This window comes from Deefgea tanakiae, assembly GCF_019665765.1.
GTDB lineage: Bacteria > Pseudomonadota > Gammaproteobacteria > Burkholderiales > Chitinibacteraceae > Deefgea > Deefgea tanakiae.
Genome location: NZ_CP081150.1, coordinates 671,000 through 689,148 on the forward strand (window position 1 = coordinate 671,000; position 18,149 = coordinate 689,148).

An 18,149-nucleotide genomic window follows, 5' to 3' on the forward strand; every position below is an offset into this window, starting at 1 on the left:
ATAATGGCGCAATTCTTGGCTTTAGCGCCTAACGTGAGAAACTGGAGACCTCAATGAGTGAAAATATTGTTAATGTCACTGATGCGACATTTGAAGCAGAAGTATTGCAAGCCCAAGTTCCTGTATTGGTCGACTACTGGGCAGAATGGTGCGGTCCTTGCAAGATGATTGCGCCAATATTGGAAGATGTTGCTGTTGAGTATGCTGGCAAACTTAAGATTACCAAGCTTAATATTGACGAAAACCAAGCTACCCCACCTAAGTTCGGCATTCGTGGTATTCCAACTTTAATGCTGTTTGTTGGTGGTGAAGTGAAGTCAACTAAGGTTGGTGCTTTATCTAAATCGCAACTGACTGCATTTATTGATAGTAATATTTGACACTGAAGACAAATCAATATACGCTTCAAAAAAGTAAGGTTATGTGATGTGCTCAATGCATATCACATAACAGCTTACCCCTTCTAGAACATCCGTACGACCTCCCCTTTATTATATTTTAAGCGTAATTATTTATGCATTTGTCCGATCTAAAACATCTGCACGTCACTGAATTAGTCGAAATGGCGATTAGTTTTGAAATTGACGGTGCCAACCGCATGCGCAAGCAAGATTTAATTTTTGCATTGCTGAAAAATCGTGCAAAAAAAGGGGAGAGCATCTTCGGGGAGGGTACTTTAGAAGTCTTGCCCGATGGTTTTGGATTCTTGCGTAGCCCAGATACATCATATCTTGCTGGGCCTGATGATATCTACGTTAGCCCAAGCCAAATTCGTCGATTCAACTTGCACACGGGTGATTCGATCGAGGGTGAGATTCGTATTCCTAAAGATGGTGAACGCTATTTTGCTTTGGTTAAAGTTGACCGTGTTAATAGCGATGCGCCAGAAGCGTCTAAGCATAAAATCCTGTTTGAAAATTTAACGCCACTATTCCCTACTGAGCGACTTAAATTAGAACGCGACATTCGCGCAGAAGAGAATATTACGGGTCGAGTTATCGATCTGATGGCGCCAATTGGTAAAGGTCAGCGTGCACTGTTGGTTGCTCCGCCTAAAACGGGTAAAACCGTTATGCTGCAGCACATCGCGCATGCAATAACGGCGAATCATCCAGAAGTTGTCATGATTGTCTTGCTAATTGATGAGCGACCAGAAGAAGTGACAGAGATGTTGCGCTCAGTGAAAGGGGAAGTTGTCTCATCTACATTTGATGAGCCTGCAACGCGCCATGTGCAAGTGGCTGAGATGGTAATTGAAAAAGCCAAGCGCTTAGTTGAGCATAAAAAAGACGTTGTCATCTTGCTTGATTCTATTACGCGTTTAGCTCGTGCGTACAATACGGTTGTCCCATCGTCAGGTAAAGTATTGACTGGTGGTGTTGATGCAAATGCCTTGCAACGCCCGAAACGTTTCTTTGGTGCCGCTCGCAACATTGAAGAGGGTGGTAGCTTGACAATTATCGCGACAGCTCTGGTTGATACTGGTAGCCGTATGGATGATGTGATTTACGAAGAGTTTAAAGGTACAGGTAATAATGAAATACAGCTTGATCGCCGCATGGCTGAAAAGCGAATTTTCCCTGCTATTAATATCAACAAATCAGGCACTCGCCGCGAAGAGTTATTGATTAAGCCTGAGCAATTGCAACGTATCTGGGTGTTGCGTAAGCTGCTATATCCTATGGATGACCTTGAGGCGATGGAGTTTTTGATGGACAAGCTCAAATCAACCAAGTCGAACCTGGACTTTTTTGATTCGATGCGTCGTTAATTCTTGCAGTATGGGTGTTGTTTTGCGATAATCCCATACTTTGCAGCGTCGGCAAATCCCCGGCGCCCGTACCCTAAAGGAAAAATCATGAAAGCAGATATTCACCCAAATTACAAAGAAATCAATGTGACATGTTCTTGCGGTAGCGCATTCAAAACTGCGTCTACTTTAGGCAAAGACTTGCACGTTGAGGTTTGCTCTGAATGCCACCCATTCTACACTGGCAAGCAAAAAATCGTTGATACGGCTGGTCGTATTGAGAAATTCAATTCTAAATTTGCTCGTTTTTCGCGCTAATTTAGTTTAAGAAATAAAAAAAGGCAGCTTTAAAGCTGCCTTTTTTTATTTGTATATGCCAAAATTATTGCAAATAACTTGTTGAACATGAAATGCTGACATACCAAGCTCCACTCGATGTCCCAATCAATCCAGCAAAAGGTCAAGATAAGCCTTGGTTGTTGCTATTGCTTTGTTGTTTTTGGCTTATTCCTGGTTTGGTAGGGCATGATCCATGGAAGCCCGATGAAAATGTTAGTATGGCGATTACGTCGTACTTTATGCACAATTCTAACTGGACGATTGCATCAATTGCAGGTGTGCCCCAGTTCAGTCAAGCACCGCTCTATTTTTGGGTTGCAACCTTATTTGTTAATGCTTTATCTTGGATTGGTGTTGCTCCACATGATGCGGCTAGACTGAGTACAGGCTTGTGGATGGCGCTGGGCTTGTGGGGCGTTGGATTGGCTGGGCGTGAACTATTTGGTCGCCGTAGTGGTCGACTGTCCGTCGTGATACTGCTTGGTTGCTTGGGCTTGCCACTCTGGGGCCATCATATTTCGCCAGCTGTCGTTCTACTCACAGGCTTTGCGTGGTATGTGTATGCACTTGCATTGGCAATAAAAAAGCCACTTAGAGCTGGAATTATTCTGGCTGGCGTTTTTATCGTACTACTGACGGGGGCGAGTTGGGCTGACGCACTATTTGCTGTGCTATTTGCCGTTTTCCTTTTTGTTTTCCCTCAGTGGCGAAAATTTAGTTATCTCATCACATTAATTACCGCAATACTCATTTCGATACCGATTGCTGCGCTATGGGGTTATTCGCTCAAGACGCACTCCAATGAGTTGTTTCAAGTCTGGTGGCGCTATTATGCGTGGGGGGCTTTTGGCGGTGCTCGATCATTTGCTATTGGCTACTCTTTTGGCTTCTTACCTGCGGTGCTCCTTTGGTTTTCTTGGCCAGCTTTGCCACTGGCTGCGTGGTCCGTCTATTTATTTCGTAAAGAGTTAAGTCAGCCACGTTGGCAGCTTTTGCTAAGTGTCTTGCTGGCTAAAGCACTTTTTGTGATGCTGGCAATTCATCAGAGCGAGGCACTGGTTTTGCCGCTGCTAGTTCCATTGGCTTTGTTAGCGACAGGTGGTGTTGACGAATTGAGGAGGGGGGCTGCTGCTTCATTTAATTGGTTTAGTTTAGTGACTTTGGGTTTCGCTGCATTCTTGGTATGGTTTGTTTGGATGTCTTTGGTGGCTGAAACACCACTGGCGTTAGTGAATTATTTTACTCGTTTTAATGATGCCAATATGCCTTGGCCGACATGGGGTTTTGTATTTGCGCTTTTGGTTACGGCAATATGGGGCAGGGTGTTGTTTCGCAAGCAACCATTAGGCCGCCGTGCCCTGACTAATTGGACGAGTGGCTTAACACTAGTGATTGGTCTATTGGTTGGTTTATTTCAAAGCTGGATTGATGCTGGCAAATCATATCGTCCGGTCGCCGAAAGCCTATCCGCATTTATGCAAGGTCAAGAGGGGCAATGCATTGATGTTAGCGCTATTGCAAAAGACCCAACTGCTGCCTTAGTGTATTTTACTGAGTTACAGCTTGATGCAAAGTCTGGTAATCACTGTCCCTTGTACATAAAGCAGACCGCAGAAAAGCCGGCGGCCACCCCCACAGTGCTATGGAGTGGGCATCGCCTAGGTGATCAAAAAGAAAACTTTAGTCTCCACGCAAAATAGGCTTATTGCTTGTTTTGTTTATTGATTAAATTTTCATCTGCTAGCTCAGCTTTAATATGGCGCTGCACATAGATATAGAGGTAGATTGCCATTGCGATAACAAATCCAATGGTAAATAAACTTAATATGCCGACAGTGGAAGAAAGAATAACGCCTAGTGGTGAGTTCAACATATGGTTCTCCTTGATGTTTACGATATCTAATCGTATTTCATGCTTGGATATGTTGATCAATATCAATTGTTTATTCTTGAGTGGTATCAAAGTATTGAACTTGATTACGGCCATTGTTTTTCGACGAATACATCGCTAAATCAGCACGCTTTAGTGCAATATCAATGATGGCATCGTTGGGCGTGACCTCAGTTACTCCGATGCTGCTAGTGATGTTGATGATTTGACCACTTTTTAGCTTGATAGCTCGTTTTTCGATGGCAATACGTAATCGTTCGGCAACGTTTAGTGCTTCGTGAGCTGATGTTTCAGGTAGAAGTGCAGCAAATTCCTCTCCGCCTAATCGGCCTACGATATCAATATCGCGCAAGGTCTCTTGGCAGGTTAAGGCGATGATTTGTATCACGAGATCACCAGCGTCGTGTCCATGGTTATCATTAACTCGTTTGAAATGATCGATATCTAGCATTAACAAGCTTGCATTCTTCTTGTGTCGTTGGATCCTTTGGATTTCTTTATTCGATGAGTTGATAAAGTGGGCACGATTATAAAGACCTGATAAATGATCGATGGTCGCTTGGTGTTTCAAATCAGCTTCTAATTTTTTCTGTTCGCTGATGTCGACAATCCCAATTAATAACGTTTGAGTGTCGGCAACATCAACCATTGAGATTGAAATATTCGCCCAGAACGGCTCTCCAGTATTTTTTTTTAAAATACACTCGATGCTTTGCGATGTTTTAGATTCAAAAACGTGATTGGTTTGGCTTGTAAAATCCATTTCATTTGAATAAATACTAAATGCTCGTTTTGAGAGTGCGCTAGCTTGCGGCATATCTAAAATTTTAGCCGCAGGTTTGTTGATATAAACTATCAAATTGTCTTGTCTTCTGGCGAGGATAAGTCCAATTGGCATCGCTTCAATCATTTGACGAAAACGGGTTTCACTTGCACTCAGCTTGGTTTCTTTTAGAAATAGGGTCTGATTCATGCGTTTAGCACGAGCAAGTGAATAGAGTATTTGTAATAAAAACCCCTGTATGAGTATGCAACCTATAATGTAAAATATAGTATTATTTTTCCATGTGGAGAGATTACTCTCGTTTTGATTAAAAATAGCAATATATAGTGCAGAATCGCCAACTCTACGTAGATTAATTTGAGTTGACTGGGTCTTGCTATTAATAGTGAATGAACTGGATTGTTGATTTGATTGAATGAAAGATTGAAAGGCTGCAAGATGGTTAGTGATATTTATTTTTTCTAAGTTTTTCTTGAGTGGCTTTATATCTTTGTCGAACAGGAATATTGATGCTTGTTTATTGTTTTTGAGTATGCTTATTTTTTTAATGAGTTGATTGGCGTTAATTGCTGAAAGAATACTTGCTGATTCTTCGCTTGTTGGATCAAGCCGCTGAGAGATATAGATATTACTTCTTCCATTTGCGCTAAACATTTCTACGGCGTCGGTTTTTGATGGTACAAAAATTGATGCGCTTAACAAGTCCTGGTCGTCGGTGCTTACTGAGGAGAGGATTTCATGGCTTGAATTGATAATGCCAACAGCACGGCTGTCTTTTACCTGTGTTAAAAAATACTCGAGTACCGTTTTTAATTTCTCGGTATCGTTGGCGTTGAGCTTGCCGTTGTCTAAAATTGGCTGAATTTTTTCAGCAGCAATGCTTTGTTTTATTTTAATCAGCTCAAGTTTACCGATGAGCTCTTGTTCGGCAGCAATGCCAATATTTTCGGTTTCTGATTGAATACGATTGATTTCGGTATCGTAGGATTTACTGACTTGAACGGCGAGCAGCCACAATATGCCAATTGCAAGTAAAAGGGCGCAGAATGCGACAAGTATGGGTTTTTTGGACTGCCAAGTCATGAAGATCAGCCAACATCAATCAGATACTTGATATTAGCTGAGCCTTATACAAAAGCGTAAATTAATCGCGGAAATTTTGATATTGCAGCGGAAAGTCACTGACCGATTTGCGCATTAGTGCGATGACACTTTGCAATATATCACGATCCTTTCCGGTTACACGCACTTCGTCGCCTTGAATCGCTGTTTGTACTTTGAGTTTCGAGTCTTTAATGATAGTGATAATTTTCTTGGCTAGTTCTTTATCGATTCCATCTTTGATGGTGAGAACTTGTTTTACTTTATTGCCAGAAACTTTTTGAATGTCACCTTGCTCTAGACGTTTGCTGCTTTCTGGTTCTTTTTTCTCTAGTGCTGGAAATACAATGTCTTTAATTTGGTCGAGTTGAAACTCAGAATCGCCATTGATTGTAATGAGTTTATCTTTTTCGTTAAGCTCAACTTTAGCACTCGTGCCTTTAAAGTCATAACGATTAATGATGGTTTTTGCGGCCACATCAATCGCATTTTTTAGTGCCACCATATCGGTTTCAGAGGTAATGTCGAAAGAAGGCATAATCAGGCTCACTTGGATATGAATTGAATTGATTGCTGAATCTAGCGCAGAACACTGCGCTAGATTTGAGTGGTCTACAATTTAGGCAAAATGGCAAACGTAATGCAGTGTTTCGGTGGTTTCGATATCAAAGCTCGAGTTACCTGGTACATCAAAAGACTGGCCTGCAGAGTATGTCTTTGTAGACGTTTCGCCAGATAAGGTCACATTGCATACCCCGGCAATAACTTCCATGATCTCCGGCGCGCCGGTGTTGAAGTTGAGTTTAGAAGGTAAAATAACGCCGACCGTTTTTTTGCTGCCGTCAGCAAAAACAACTGTGTGGCTCACGCATTTGCCGTCAAAATAAACATTGCCTTGTTTCAATACTGAAACATTATCAAATTGGCTCATTTCCATATCCTTAAAATGTAGATTTAATGGGTTAAAACTTTAGTCAAAATTTCTTTTACAATAAAACCGAGCATGCCAAAGCCTAAAACAAAAAAAAGCATGATCGTACCAAACTTTCCGGCTTTCGATTCTTTGGCCAAATTGTAGATAATGAAACCCATATAGATCATTAAACCACTGCACAAAATGGTGACTGACAATGTGGTGAATTGCGCTTCATCCATTGCTAATAGTGCGTCAAGCATGGCTATTCTCTGCATTTGTGTAAAAACGGCTCAGAAGATCCGAGCCGTTTTGGTCGTATTGGGTTAAAGCTTATTTATTCAAACGACCTGCAATACGCATGCGCAGTGCGTTGAGTTTGATAAAGCCGCCAGCATCAACTTGGTTGTATGCGCCGCCATCGTCATCAAACGTGGCAATGTTCATATCAAACAATGAGTTGGTTTTCGAGTCACGGCTCACCACGATGACGTTGCCTTTGTACAATTTCACACGTACCCAGCCATTGACGGTTTCTTGTGTCGCATCAATCAACGTTTGCAGAACTTTGCGCTCAGGTGCCCACCAGAAACCGTTGTAAATCATACTGGCGTAACGCGGCATCAGATCATCTTTCAAATGTGCTACTTCGCGATCCAGCGTGATCGATTCAATGGCGCGATGCGCTTTCAGAATGATGGTGCCGCCCGGTGTTTCATAGCAGCCGCGTGATTTCATGCCGACGTAGCGGTTTTCGACCAAATCCAAACGGCCAATACCGTGCTTGCCGCCGAGTTCATTGAGCTTGGTTAGCACGGTGGCTGGCGACATCCGTACGCCATTCAATGCCACGATATCGCCTTTTTCAAATTCGATATCAAGGTATTCAGCTGCATCAGGTGCGGCTTCTGGGCTCACGCTCCAGCGCCACATGGTTTCTTCGGCTTCGGCCGATGGGTTTTCCAAGTGACGGCCTTCAAAGCTAATGTGTAGCAAGTTGGCATCCATTGAATAGGGTGCGCCACCGTTTTTGTGCTTCATATCGACTGGGATATTGTTCTTTTCAGCGTAAGCCAATAGTTTTTCGCGTGACAATAGATCCCATTCGCGCCAAGGTGCAATCACTTTAACGTCTGGTTTTAGGCCGTAGTAACCGAGTTCGAAACGAACTTGGTCGTTACCTTTGCCGGTTGCGCCGTGAGATACCGCGTCCGCATTGGTCGCGTTGGCGATTTCAATTTGGCGTTTGGCGATCAATGGACGAGCGATGGATGTGCCGAGCAGGTACTCACCTTCGTACACTGTGTTGGCGCGGAACATCGGGAACACAAAGTCACGAACGAATTCTTCGCGCAAGTCGTCGATAAAAATATTTTCTGGTTTGATGCCAAATTGCAGTGCTTTTTGGCGTGCAGGTTCGAGTTCTTCACCTTGGCCTAGGTCAGCAGTGAAGGTCACCACTTCGCATTGATAAGTGTCTTGTAGCCATTTCAGAATCACTGACGTATCTAAGCCGCCGGAATAGGCGAGAACTACTTTATTAATATCGGACATGCGGATTGCCTTAGTCTTAAGATGTTCAAAAAGAAAAATACGAATATCAGTTCAGTGCTAGGCGTAAGCCAAAGCTCACAAACAAAGTGCCGACTAATTTATTTAGTACGGTTTTCAGCCAGATTTTAGCTGAAAGTCGGCGCGATAGGCTGCTGCCAACCAAGATTAACATTGTTAAATAGCTGATACTGACGAACTGTACGATCATGCCTAGCGCAGCAAAAGTGTGCCAAACGTGTGGGTAGTTTGGATTTACAAATTGCGGGAAGAACGCCATGAAAAAAAGAATTGCTTTGACATTGACCAGTGAAATTGCCAGCGCAGAACGGAAAGCTTTACGTGTTGAGTTATGAGTTGATTCGACTGATTGGGTATGTTGCTGTGACTTAGAAAATAGGGCGCTTAGACCGATATACGTCAGATAGGCTGCACCTAAATATCGCACCACATCAAAAGCAATTGGATTGGCTTTCATTAGTGAGGCAACACCTAAACTAGCCGCAAGCATTAAAATCAAGTCACCAACGACGATGCCAGTGGCAGCAGCAAAACCAGCTTTTCGACCGCGGGTGCTAGCCATTGTCAGTGCAAAGAGTGAGTTTGGGCCCGGCACTAAAATAATCAGTACCGTACCAAGTACATAGGCCCAAAGATCAGTAATGCCAAACATTAATCGTCCACACGACCTAGCAGTAGGTATTCAATTACCGCTTTTTGAGTGTGCATGCGGTTTTCCGCTTCTTGCCACACCACTGATTGTGGGCCATCAATGACTTCCGGATCGACTTCCTCGCCACGATGTGCAGGTAAGCAATGCATGAAAAGCGCTTCTGCTTTGGCTTGCAGCATCAATTTTTCTGATACTTTGTAATTGATGAAGTCTTTTTTGCGCTGTAGTGTTTCGCGCTCATAGCCCATTGAAGTGCAGACGTCGGTAGTGACGATGTCGGCGTTTCGAGCAGCTTGATATGGGTCGTTAAATGTTTCAAAAACATCGCTGCCGTAGGTTTGCCCATCCAGCACTGTCATTTCATAACCACGTGGGCAGGCAAGATTCAATTTGAAATTGAAGATTTTTGCCGCTTGCAACCAAGTGCGGCTGATATTATTGCTATCGCCGATCCAGCATACTGTCTTCCCTTCAATTGGACCATGATGTTCGATATACGTGAAAATGTCGGCCATGATTTGGCAAGGGTGGTATTCATTAGTCAGGCCATTGATCACTGGAACCAAAGAGTTTTCGGCAAAGCGCTCGATAATGCTTTGCTCGAAAGTACGCACCATGACGATGTCGACCATGCGGCTCATGACTTTTGCGACGTCTTCAATCGGTTCGCCACGGCCCAATTGCGTGTCTTTGGACTGCAAGAACATCGCATGTCCACCCAATTGGAACATACCTGCTTCAAACGATACTCGAGTTCGAGTCGAAGATTTTTCGAAAATCATGCCCAATACTTTGCCAGGCAGAGGCTGATAGAGCGTGCCTGATTTGAGGCGTGCTTTTAATTTTGCAGTCCGTTCAAACAGGTATTGGTATTCTTCAAGAGTAAAATCGCTGAACTGTAGGTAGTGACGCATTCAATTTTGTCCTGGTCGATCGGCGCTGAGCACGCGACCAAATGGCTGAAAAAACGATTATTTTCAGTGTTATACCCCAAAAAAGCAAGTATTTTGCTGGATTTGTGGAGCTTGTACTTATTCATGGCGTGCTACATATTTCATGCGCCGCAGCATAGGGCGGTGGTATAATGCGGACAGTTCTCGAATTAAACTCTGCTTGGCGCCCACAATGATCTGCAATCCTTACGAAATTATCATTCAAGGTATTACCAGTAACGGACGTGAGTTCCGTCCTAGTGATTGGGCTGAGCGCCTATCGGGTATTCTCTCTACTTTTGGTGTTGACCAAAAACTGTCATACGCACCTTTTGTACGTCCTATGGTGCACAACAATGTGCGCTGCGTTGCCGTTGATCGACAGTTAGAAAAAGTTGATCCACGCGTCTTTGAATTTATTATGACATTTGCAAAAGACAATGACTTGCAAGTGGTTGACTGTCGATCTCTGATTCAAGGCAATCAGCACTAAATTTCGTTTTTTGAAATTTCCATCCTACATTTCTGTAAAAAATCCATGCCTCCTATTGTTGCGTTGCAGCATGTGATCTATGCTGTGGATATTGCCCATAAGGGCGTAGACCGTGAATAGGGGATTGCCATGAGACTGAAAGATAAAGTTGCCATCATTACTGGTTCTGCTAGCGGTATCGGCGAGGCCACGGCCATCAAATTTGCTGCCGAAGGCGCAAAAGTGGTTGTTTGCGATGTAAATCAAGCGGGGGTGGATCAAGTAGTCGCGGCCTTAGTGGCTGGAGGTGCTGATGCGGTCGGTTTCGTGGTCGATGTCACAAAGACGGATACGATTGTTGCGATGGTGGCAGCAGTCAAAGAAAAATACAATCGCATTGATGTGTTGGTGAATAACGCGGGTATTACCCAGGATGCGCAGTTATTTAAAATGACCGATGATCAATTTGATCGCGTGATCGATATCAATCTGAAAGGCGTTTATAACTGCACCAAGGCAGTTGTCGATACGATGATTGCGCAAAATTCAGGCGTGATCTTGAATGCGTCATCTGTTGTTGGTGTGTATGGTAATTTTGGTCAAACCAATTATGCCGCTTCAAAGTTTGGTGTCATTGGCTTTGTAAAAACTTGGGCAAAAGAGCTTGGCAAAAAAGGCATTCGCGCCAATGCGGTTTGCCCTGGTTTTGTGGCAACGCCGATGGTAACAGCCATGCCAGAAAAAGTGTTGCAAGGTATGGAAGAAAAGGTGCCTATGCGTCGTTTGGCCCAGCCATCAGAAATTGCGAGCGTGTATGCTTTCTTGGCTTCTGATGAAGCGAGCTATATTAATGGCGCGGCGATTGAAGTGACTGGTGGTTTGACTTTGTAATTTTTTGATTTGCAAGAAAAAACCCGCTTTCAGCGGGTTTTTTCTTGGGTATTTGTTTATACGCACTATTTAAATTAACGTTCAAAGATATACCCTTTAGATCGCTGCCGCACCTTCCCAGATGATTTTCCAGCCCTGCTCGCTACGTTGCCAATACAGGCGCTTGCGCATTTGATTTTCTAAATTATTACTGCGGTAGTCTTGCTTAAATGTGGTGACTAATTGCGTACTGTTTTCACCAGCGGCAAAAATTGAAATGTCGCTGAGTTGAATTTTTGTCCAAGTCTTACCAGTGTTAACCGTCGTTTTTTGGTTGCGCCAAGCATCCAAGGTTTGTCCTTCAGCGCTACGAAACTCTGCGCCATAAAAATTTAGATAAGTATTCGCATCTAAGCTTTCCCATTTACTTTTCCATTCTGACAAAAGGGCGAGCGCAGCCGTTTGTCGCTGGAGCCATTCACTTTCGGACAGCCACTCCACTTGTGGTGCAACGATCACCGGGGTATTACCAGGCTGCAAATAGCTGCTCACCTTGAGCATCTCTTCATTGGTTAGTACGACACAGCCATTAGAGGCTTGTGGTGCGCGAGCGTAGGTTGCAGCTGGGCTCCCGTGTAGCCAGATGCCATAACCAGTACGTTTTTGACTGCGGTCGAGTTCGTTCGGATAAGAAATCGGCCAAGCACCAACACCGTAAAGGTCTGCTAAAGCGCCATAGGTTTTATCCAGTTGTGGGCGAGTTAGATGGCTAGTCACAAAGTAGACACCAAGCGGAGAGCGTTGGTCTCCTTCAAACTTTTTATCTACACCGAGTTTGCCAACAACGACATAGTGATCTTTGATCCGTTTGGGCTTCCCATTTTCATTCGCAAAGACATACAGGCGCGAAGTAGAAGCATCAACGAGGATGGCGTATTTTTGGTTCGGCGCGAAAACAACGATATTGGCTGGGAGTTTATTGGCGGTAGCTTGGTCTTCATTGCGGTGGGCAATTCGAACTAAGGCCTCTTTGCGCAGGTCATCTAGGGCGTCACCTGGAGCGCTCGCAACGCCACCACCGATCGTTTCAAGTGGCATTGCGCGCATGGCGTATAGATCAGCTCGCAGTAATTGTGCCAATCGATAATTGGGTTGCTCATCCAGTAGCGCATCTACAGTTGCACGGGCATCAGCCATATTACCGGAACGAATATCATCAATCGCGGCGAGTATGCGAGTTTCATTATTGCCTGTTTTAGCAGTTCCAGTTATTTCAGGAGTCAGCGAGAATGTGTTGTCGTTGAATTCGAATAAACGCGGTGTTGCTGCGGTTGCTAGACAAAGCAAAATGACCAAGCAAATAATTCGCTTGGTCCAAGGTGTTAAATGAGACATGTATTTTATTAACCACCAATCCGTTCTTCAAGAATCAACCAGCGGCTTCCAGATTTTTGTAGTACCAATGTTTTAACCGTACTACTAGACAGGCGATCTGATTTGTAATTTTGACGTAGTTTCACTTTGGCAGTGTCATCATCAATGAAGTCAACGTTGAGTACATTGACTTTCACATCAATAGATTTTGGCCCTGAAATTTTTAACTGACGATCTTTTTCCCATGCGCTACGGCCACCGGGGGCTTTAAAGCCTTTGGCATAACTACCCACATAGCCAGCCACATTTTGTTTGCTCCACGCATTAGCCCAACTTTGAACGCTCGCGGTGACTTGCTGGCGATCAGTGTTGCGCTCATCCACTTTGGGGGCTGATGTTGCAATCGGACTTGGTTTTGGCGCTTCCGTGGCCACAACAGGCTTGGCTGTAGCGAGCTTCGGCGCTTCAGTTGCAATCGGTTTGGTAGTCGTTGCCACTTTGCTGGTCGTAGTGGTTGCAGGGAGTAATGGCTTGGGCAAAATTAGAACGGGGGGGGTCGTTGCTTTAGCGGTAATTGCAGCCGTTACTGCCGGGGCCGTAGGAACTACTTTAGCTGGCTTAGCTGGCGCTACTGCCGCAGCCACTTTAATCGGAGCCTGATTGGGATTAAATAAAGTGCTAACAGATTTTAATTTTGTTTGAACTTGAGGATTATTGTTTTCAAGTTGCAACGCTTTGTCGTAGGCTTGTGAGGCTAGGCGTGCATACAAATCACCCATGTTCTCGTGTGCGATGGCATAGCTTGGATTAGTTTGAATCGCCATTTGTAAGGCTGCACGCGCTTTATCAAATTGATTGTTGTTGGCGTATAGCACCGCTAAATTATTGTAAGGTTCTGGTAGATGTGGATAGTCTTCGGAAAGCTTAGTAAAGGCTTTAATTGCTTCATCATTGCGGCCTGCCTCAGTGAGGGCAATAGCGCGTAAAAACCGAACTTGTGCGTCTTTTGGCGATTTAGTTAGAAAACTATCAGCTCGTTCAACCGCTTGTTGGTATTGTTTTGCTCGTATTAATTGCTGAATATCTTCAGCTTCACCAGCATAGGCCGCTATGGAAAGCGCAGAGAAAAGTGCGGTGAGAACAAAGCGGGTTACGAGCATTATGATTCCAAGCGATAAGAGGGGCGCAATTTAACTGACGCAATTCTAGCAAAATTTTAGGGATTTGACCCTGATGAACTGAGTTGCAGCAGCGTTGTGTATTTGTATATTAAATTTAAGTTGGTGTATTGGCATGCAAGTATTGGTAATAAAGGCATGCATGGCGATACCTAACGTTTTATTATTGTGCTATCGATTGGATTTGCGCCAATCCCATGGTGCGGTTGGATTGTTGTCTTTCCATAAGCCTGTACGTTGGGATTTAGCGTTTGCTTGAGCTTGTTCATACTGTTGAAACTCACCTCTGCTTTGTGTTTTCTTGGCATATGTTGCGTAATGCCATGCAAATCCAGCGTCCACTTGTGCTAAATTAATATCTTGCTCGGCTTTGCTGATTCGAGCCACGCCACGTCCGTAGCGATCAACATCGTCAATGTGTGCAACGACATTTTGTTCAAAAACTAAATCAGACAAATTGCTTTTAGACGCTTGCCCAAAGGGCATGGCTTTTTCGGGTGCATCAATATACGCCAGGCGTAATTTGTATTGCTTTTTATCAGCATCAAGGACTGTTACGGTGTCGCCGTCGGCCACGCCGACCACACGACCTTCAATTTGACTTCCCTTTGTGAGTTGCCCTGGGCTGACTTGGCCTTGATTCCACCATGTAAAGGCTGCAATCGCTAAAACGATAATCGCCGATATACGCGCAGGCCATGAGCGGGCGGTGAATAAACTGATTAAGGCGCGTTGTTGTTTTTGGCTAATTCTCATACTTTCTTAGTGATTCCTGCTTTTAATGCGTGCCATAAAATGGCGGGCCAATCGCTACGGGTTAAAGTGGGACGTGCATTAAACACATCGTATTCAGCCTGCTTGATTTTAGTTATGACTCGATCTGCCGCTAAAACGATAGTGCGAATTTCTAAACCAATGCGTCCTGGTAGTTGCACGCCTAGTGGTGAACCTGCCCGCAGCATGCGGCGGGTTCGGTCGCATTGAAAAGACATCAGTTGTTTAAATGCGGGTGTTGCAATTGCTCGGTCTATATCGACTTCGGTAATTGAAAAACGTTCCATGTCGTCGAGTGGTAAATATACACGGTCTTTTTTCCAATCGATGGCGACGTCTTGCCAAAAGTTAACCAACTGCAATGCCGAGCAAATTCCGTCAGAAAGTGCCATTTGCCGTGCATCGGTTTGACCAAAAATGTGCAACAAAATACGCCCAACCGGATTCGCAGAGCGGCGGCAATAATCCATGACTTCACCAAAGTTTTGATACCGAGTTTTAACAACGTCTTGGCGAAATGCGGAAAACAAATCTTCAAATAAGGCGAGTGGGATTTGGTATTGGATCACGACTAGCGATAGTGCTTGGAATCGTGCCGTGAGCGGGGTTTCACCACGTTCAATGCGCTGTAGTTCGGCACTGCACTCGTTTAATGCAATCAGTCGCTCTGTGGCACTCGCATCGCCTTCATCAGCCAAATCGTCAGCATAGCGCGCAACATGGTAGACCACGGCAATCGCGGGGCGAAATGGCTTGGGGAGTAAGAAGGAGCCGACCGGAAAATTTTCATAATGTTCAACAGTCTGTTGTGGTGTGATGCCCTTCATACGCTTTCCTTGAATAAAGCTGACAAATGATGGAAATAATGTGGCGTGCTGCTATAGTTGGCAATGCGTATCTTTTGATGCGGAGTAAATTTAAATTCGATAACAAAATTTCGTGGCGCCTCTTTTATTGGATGCGGAGCAAGATTTTTATCTGTCGAAGCTTAATCAAATTATTATAAATTTTATGGGACTAATCATGTTGAAAAAACTTTTTATTACTTTATTGGCTAGTTTTGCATTGATGACTGCTGCATTTGCTGCTGTTGATTTAAACACCGCGAATCAAGCGCAATTGGAATCTTTGACTGGGATTGGTCCAGCTAAAGCCAAGGATATTATTGATTACCGTACTAAAAACGGTCCTTTCAAATCAGCTGAAGACATCATGAAAGTACCAGGCATCAAAGAAGGTACTTATGCAAAAATTAAAGGTGAAATTTCTGTTGGCGGTAAAGTAGCCGCTCCTGCTGCCCCAGCAAAAGCGGACAAAGCAGCCAAAGCAAGTGCTGCTGATAAAGCAGTAAAAGCAAGTGCACCCGCTAAAAAGTAATTTGCTGAGGCGATAAAAAAACCGGATCACTGATGATCCGGTTTTTTTATGTGATAAAGATTATTCTACTTTGGCTTTTTTAACCAAAGCTTCAACCATCTCTTGCACTTGTTTGCCTTGCATTTGCTGAGCGAGTTCTGCTTTCACCTCTTCAAAGCTTGGGCCTTTGGCTTCACGTACGTCATCTAATTTAATGACATGGAAACCAAATTGAGTTTTAACTGGATCGCTTGTTTTGCCTTTTGGCAATGCAGCTAATGCGCCACCAAATTCTTTTACGAAGCTATTTGGATTCGCCCAGCCTAAATCGCCACCTTTTGCTGCGCTGCCTTTGTCGAGTGATTTAGCTTGCGCTAACTCATCAAACTTTTTGCCTTTTTTCAAGTCAGCAATAACCGCGTTAGCTTCTGCTTCTGTTGCTACCAAAATGTGGCGTGCTTTGTATTCTTTGCCTGCAAAATTAGCTTTGATTTTGTCGTATTCTTTACGCAATTCAGAATCAGTAATTGGATTAGCTTTCACGTAATTGCTTACGTATGCACCAATGATGACGCGCTGTTTCAACATTTCCAGTTGTGTTAGCACTTCTGGATTTTTGTCGGTGGCTTTTTTCAAAGCTTCTTGGTACACAACTTCATTTTTGATTAGTTCATCTTTGATTTGCGCGCGCAATTCAGGTGTGTCTTTTTGTTGGCCGCGTGCAGTCACTTCTTTAACAAATAAATCTGCTTTGGCAGCAGGGATCGCAACGCCGTTTACGGTAGCGAGCGTGCCAGCAGGTGCAGCAAAAGCAGCAGTTGAAAGTGTGGCTGCGGCAAGTGCTAAGGCCAAACGATTTGCTTTAAACATGTAGTGATTCCTTTCTGTGGTGCAGTTGGTTTTATTTAAAAATCATCTTATTTAAAATTCATCCGGCGTTAACGCACGAATACTGAGAGCATGTATCTGATTGGGAATCAAGTCTGCTAAGGGCTGGTACACCATACGGTGCCGCTCAAGCGATTTTTTTCCGGCAAATATAGCTGAAACAATAGTGACATCAAAGTGACCGCCACCACTGGCAGCACCTGCGTGACCAGCGTGAGCTGCACTGTCGTCAAAAATATCGATATTTTCTGGATTTAGTGAAGCTAAGCGCAGGCGTATTTCATCAGCAATGCTCATAATACCAGACTCTTATGGAAGTACATGACGGAAGGGTTTTACTTTTACATCGGTAAAAATCCCGTTGATAACGTAAGGGTCATTTTTAGCCCAGACCTGAGCGTCGGCCAGTGAGGCAAACTCAGCGACGATGAGGCTGCCTGTAAAGCCTGCAGGACCAGGATCGACGCTATCGATGGCTGGAAATGGCCCAGCTAACACGAGGCGGCCTTCGGCTTTGAGTAGTTCCATTCGTTCTAAATGGGCAGGGCGAACGGCAAGGCGGTCAGGTAAAGAATCCGCTTTATCAGTACCAATAATGGCGTACAAAGGCATACTAAAAATCCTTATTGCGGTTCTGAAGGTTTTGTTTCTTCTTCTGGCAAAATGTGTTTTGAGAGGTAGAGGCTTTGTGCCACAACAAAAACCAAAGTCAGTGCCAAAGTGCCAAACACTTTGAATTTGACCCAAATTGCTTCATCAAAATTTTGAAACACAAAGATATTAAGTAGGCCCATCGCGAGAAAAAACAAGGCCCATGCGTACATAACACGAGTCCAAATCGGGCGGGGCAAGTCCATGGATGCGCCCATCAGTTTTTCAATCAGATTGTTTTGTTTGATATGCCATGCGCCAACAATCACGACACTGAATAACCAATACAGAACGGTCGGTTTCCACATAATAAATTGTTTATTGTGGAAAATAATCGTTAAGCCGCCCATCACAGTGATGAGGACTAGGCTGATCCAGAGCATTTTGTCGACGTGACGATGGCGAAACCAGCAATAAGCAACTTGGGCAATGGTGGCGGCAATGGTCACGCCAGTGGCAAAGTAAATGTCATCGGTAATCGAATAAGCACCGAAAAACAGCAAAATTGGGAACAGGTCAAACAGAAATTTCATGGGGCACGCCAAAAAATGATTTGGGCGATTATGCAGGGGAGTGCGCTCGGATTCAAGGTGAAAAAAACGCCATTCGACGGTTTACGAAGAATGGCGCCCAATTACCACTGGAGATACAC

23 protein-coding genes are annotated in these 18,149 nt (G+C 44.1%); 7 read left to right on the forward strand and 16 right to left on the reverse strand.

Features of this window, described 5'->3' with window-relative positions; genetic code table 11:
• Window positions 1–53: 53 nt before the first annotated feature.
• The 4 genes from trxA (at window position 54) to K4H28_RS03185 (ending at window position 3,789) form a co-directional block, all read left to right on the forward strand.
• On the forward strand, window positions 54–380 hold the full coding sequence (gene trxA, locus K4H28_RS03170; protein ID WP_221006963.1) for a thioredoxin TrxA: 327 nt from the start codon (window positions 54–56) through the stop codon (window positions 378–380).
• Between the two features lie 134 nt (window positions 381–514).
• The gene (gene rho / locus K4H28_RS03175) at window positions 515–1,771 is read left to right on the forward strand and encodes a transcription termination factor Rho (RefSeq protein ID WP_221006964.1); all 1,257 of its coding nucleotides are present in this window, start codon (window positions 515–517) and stop codon (window positions 1,769–1,771) included.
• An 87-nt stretch (window positions 1,772–1,858) separates the two neighbouring features.
• Window positions 1,859–2,068, forward strand: a complete 210-nt coding sequence (gene rpmE / locus K4H28_RS03180; RefSeq protein ID WP_221006965.1) for a 50S ribosomal protein L31 — start codon at window positions 1,859–1,861, stop codon at window positions 2,066–2,068.
• Between the two features lie 92 nt (window positions 2,069–2,160).
• A complete protein-coding gene (locus K4H28_RS03185; RefSeq protein ID WP_221006966.1) occupies window positions 2,161–3,789 on the forward strand; it encodes an ArnT family glycosyltransferase in 1,629 nt (542 codons plus the stop codon).
• Window positions 3,790–3,791: 2 nt separating this feature from the next.
• On the opposite strand, the gene K4H28_RS03190 is transcribed toward K4H28_RS03185, so the two are convergent.
• From K4H28_RS03190 to argF, 8 genes are all read right to left on the reverse strand, one after another.
• A complete protein-coding gene (locus tag K4H28_RS03190) occupies window positions 3,792–3,962 on the reverse strand; it encodes a DUF3149 domain-containing protein (RefSeq protein ID WP_221006967.1) in 171 nt (56 codons plus the stop codon).
• 70 nt (window positions 3,963–4,032) lie between these two features.
• Window positions 4,033–5,847: a sensor domain-containing diguanylate cyclase gene (locus K4H28_RS03195; protein WP_221006968.1), complete on the reverse strand. Its 1,815-nt coding sequence runs from the start codon at window positions 5,845–5,847 to the stop codon at window positions 4,033–4,035.
• A gap of 61 nt (window positions 5,848–5,908) precedes the next feature.
• Window positions 5,909–6,403, reverse strand: a complete 495-nt coding sequence (locus K4H28_RS03200) for a YajQ family cyclic di-GMP-binding protein (RefSeq protein ID WP_221006969.1) — start codon at window positions 6,401–6,403, stop codon at window positions 5,909–5,911.
• An 81-nt stretch (window positions 6,404–6,484) separates the two neighbouring features.
• The gene (gene ppnP / locus K4H28_RS03205) at window positions 6,485–6,796 is read right to left on the reverse strand and encodes a pyrimidine/purine nucleoside phosphorylase (RefSeq protein WP_221006970.1); all 312 of its coding nucleotides are present in this window, start codon (window positions 6,794–6,796) and stop codon (window positions 6,485–6,487) included.
• 23 nt (window positions 6,797–6,819) lie between these two features.
• Window positions 6,820–7,020, reverse strand: a complete 201-nt coding sequence (locus tag K4H28_RS03210; protein WP_221007934.1) for a DUF2788 domain-containing protein — start codon at window positions 7,018–7,020, stop codon at window positions 6,820–6,822.
• A gap of 91 nt (window positions 7,021–7,111) precedes the next feature.
• A complete protein-coding gene (locus K4H28_RS03215; protein ID WP_221006971.1) occupies window positions 7,112–8,332 on the reverse strand; it encodes an argininosuccinate synthase in 1,221 nt (406 codons plus the stop codon).
• Between the two features lie 46 nt (window positions 8,333–8,378).
• Window positions 8,379–9,002: a leucine efflux protein LeuE gene (gene leuE / locus K4H28_RS03220; RefSeq protein ID WP_221006972.1), complete on the reverse strand. Its 624-nt coding sequence runs from the start codon at window positions 9,000–9,002 to the stop codon at window positions 8,379–8,381.
• Window positions 9,002–9,916 carry an ornithine carbamoyltransferase gene (argF, locus tag K4H28_RS03225; RefSeq protein WP_221006973.1) on the reverse strand — a complete coding sequence of 305 codons (915 nt, stop codon included), beginning with the start codon at window positions 9,914–9,916 and terminating at the stop codon, window positions 9,002–9,004. Before argF ends, leuE begins: the two co-directional genes overlap by 1 nt.
• A 211-nt stretch (window positions 9,917–10,127) precedes the next feature.
• Between argF and K4H28_RS03230 the strand changes: the two genes are divergently transcribed.
• Window positions 10,128–10,427, forward strand: a complete 300-nt coding sequence (locus K4H28_RS03230) for a DUF3579 domain-containing protein (protein ID WP_221006974.1) — start codon at window positions 10,128–10,130, stop codon at window positions 10,425–10,427.
• A gap of 129 nt (window positions 10,428–10,556) precedes the next feature.
• A complete protein-coding gene (locus K4H28_RS03235; RefSeq protein WP_221006975.1) occupies window positions 10,557–11,297 on the forward strand; it encodes a beta-ketoacyl-ACP reductase in 741 nt (246 codons plus the stop codon).
• Between the two features lie 96 nt (window positions 11,298–11,393).
• Here the strand turns inward: K4H28_RS03235 and K4H28_RS03240 are convergent, their stop codons facing one another.
• The 4 genes from K4H28_RS03240 to hpnC all read right to left on the reverse strand — a co-directional run bounded on the left by K4H28_RS03240 (window position 11,394) and on the right by hpnC (window position 15,429).
• Window positions 11,394–12,671, reverse strand: a complete 1,278-nt coding sequence (locus K4H28_RS03240) for a L,D-transpeptidase family protein (RefSeq protein ID WP_221006976.1) — start codon at window positions 12,669–12,671, stop codon at window positions 11,394–11,396.
• A gap of 8 nt (window positions 12,672–12,679) precedes the next feature.
• Window positions 12,680–13,810, reverse strand: coding sequence for a tetratricopeptide repeat protein (locus tag K4H28_RS03245; RefSeq protein ID WP_221006977.1), 1,131 nt, complete (start codon window positions 13,808–13,810; stop codon window positions 12,680–12,682).
• 189 nt (window positions 13,811–13,999) lie between these two features.
• On the reverse strand, window positions 14,000–14,584 hold the full coding sequence (locus tag K4H28_RS03250) for a thermonuclease family protein (RefSeq protein ID WP_221006978.1): 585 nt from the start codon (window positions 14,582–14,584) through the stop codon (window positions 14,000–14,002).
• A complete protein-coding gene (gene hpnC / locus K4H28_RS03255) occupies window positions 14,581–15,429 on the reverse strand; it encodes a squalene synthase HpnC (protein WP_221006979.1) in 849 nt (282 codons plus the stop codon). Before hpnC ends, K4H28_RS03250 begins: the two co-directional genes overlap by 4 nt.
• Before the next feature lie 196 nt (window positions 15,430–15,625).
• On the opposite strand from hpnC, the gene K4H28_RS03260 reads away from it, so the two are divergent.
• The gene (locus K4H28_RS03260) at window positions 15,626–15,979 is read left to right on the forward strand and encodes a ComEA family DNA-binding protein (protein ID WP_221006980.1); all 354 of its coding nucleotides are present in this window, start codon (window positions 15,626–15,628) and stop codon (window positions 15,977–15,979) included.
• Window positions 15,980–16,039: 60 nt separating this feature from the next.
• Here the strand turns inward: K4H28_RS03260 and K4H28_RS03265 are convergent, their stop codons facing one another.
• The 4 genes from K4H28_RS03265 to K4H28_RS03280 are packed head-to-tail and all read right to left on the reverse strand — an operon-like array spanning window position 16,040 to window position 18,030.
• Window positions 16,040–16,828 (reverse strand): peptidyl-prolyl cis-trans isomerase, encoded by a 789-nt coding sequence (locus K4H28_RS03265; RefSeq protein WP_221006981.1) that lies wholly within the window; start codon window positions 16,826–16,828, stop codon window positions 16,040–16,042.
• Between the two features lie 51 nt (window positions 16,829–16,879).
• Window positions 16,880–17,143, reverse strand: a complete 264-nt coding sequence (locus tag K4H28_RS03270) for a BolA family protein (protein WP_221006982.1) — start codon at window positions 17,141–17,143, stop codon at window positions 16,880–16,882.
• 12 nt (window positions 17,144–17,155) lie between these two features.
• Window positions 17,156–17,458 (reverse strand): YciI family protein, encoded by a 303-nt coding sequence (locus K4H28_RS03275; protein WP_221006983.1) that lies wholly within the window; start codon window positions 17,456–17,458, stop codon window positions 17,156–17,158.
• Window positions 17,459–17,469: 11 nt separating this feature from the next.
• Window positions 17,470–18,030 carry a septation protein A gene (locus K4H28_RS03280; RefSeq protein WP_221006984.1) on the reverse strand — a complete coding sequence of 187 codons (561 nt, stop codon included), beginning with the start codon at window positions 18,028–18,030 and terminating at the stop codon, window positions 17,470–17,472.
• Window positions 18,031–18,149 lie beyond the last annotated feature (119 nt).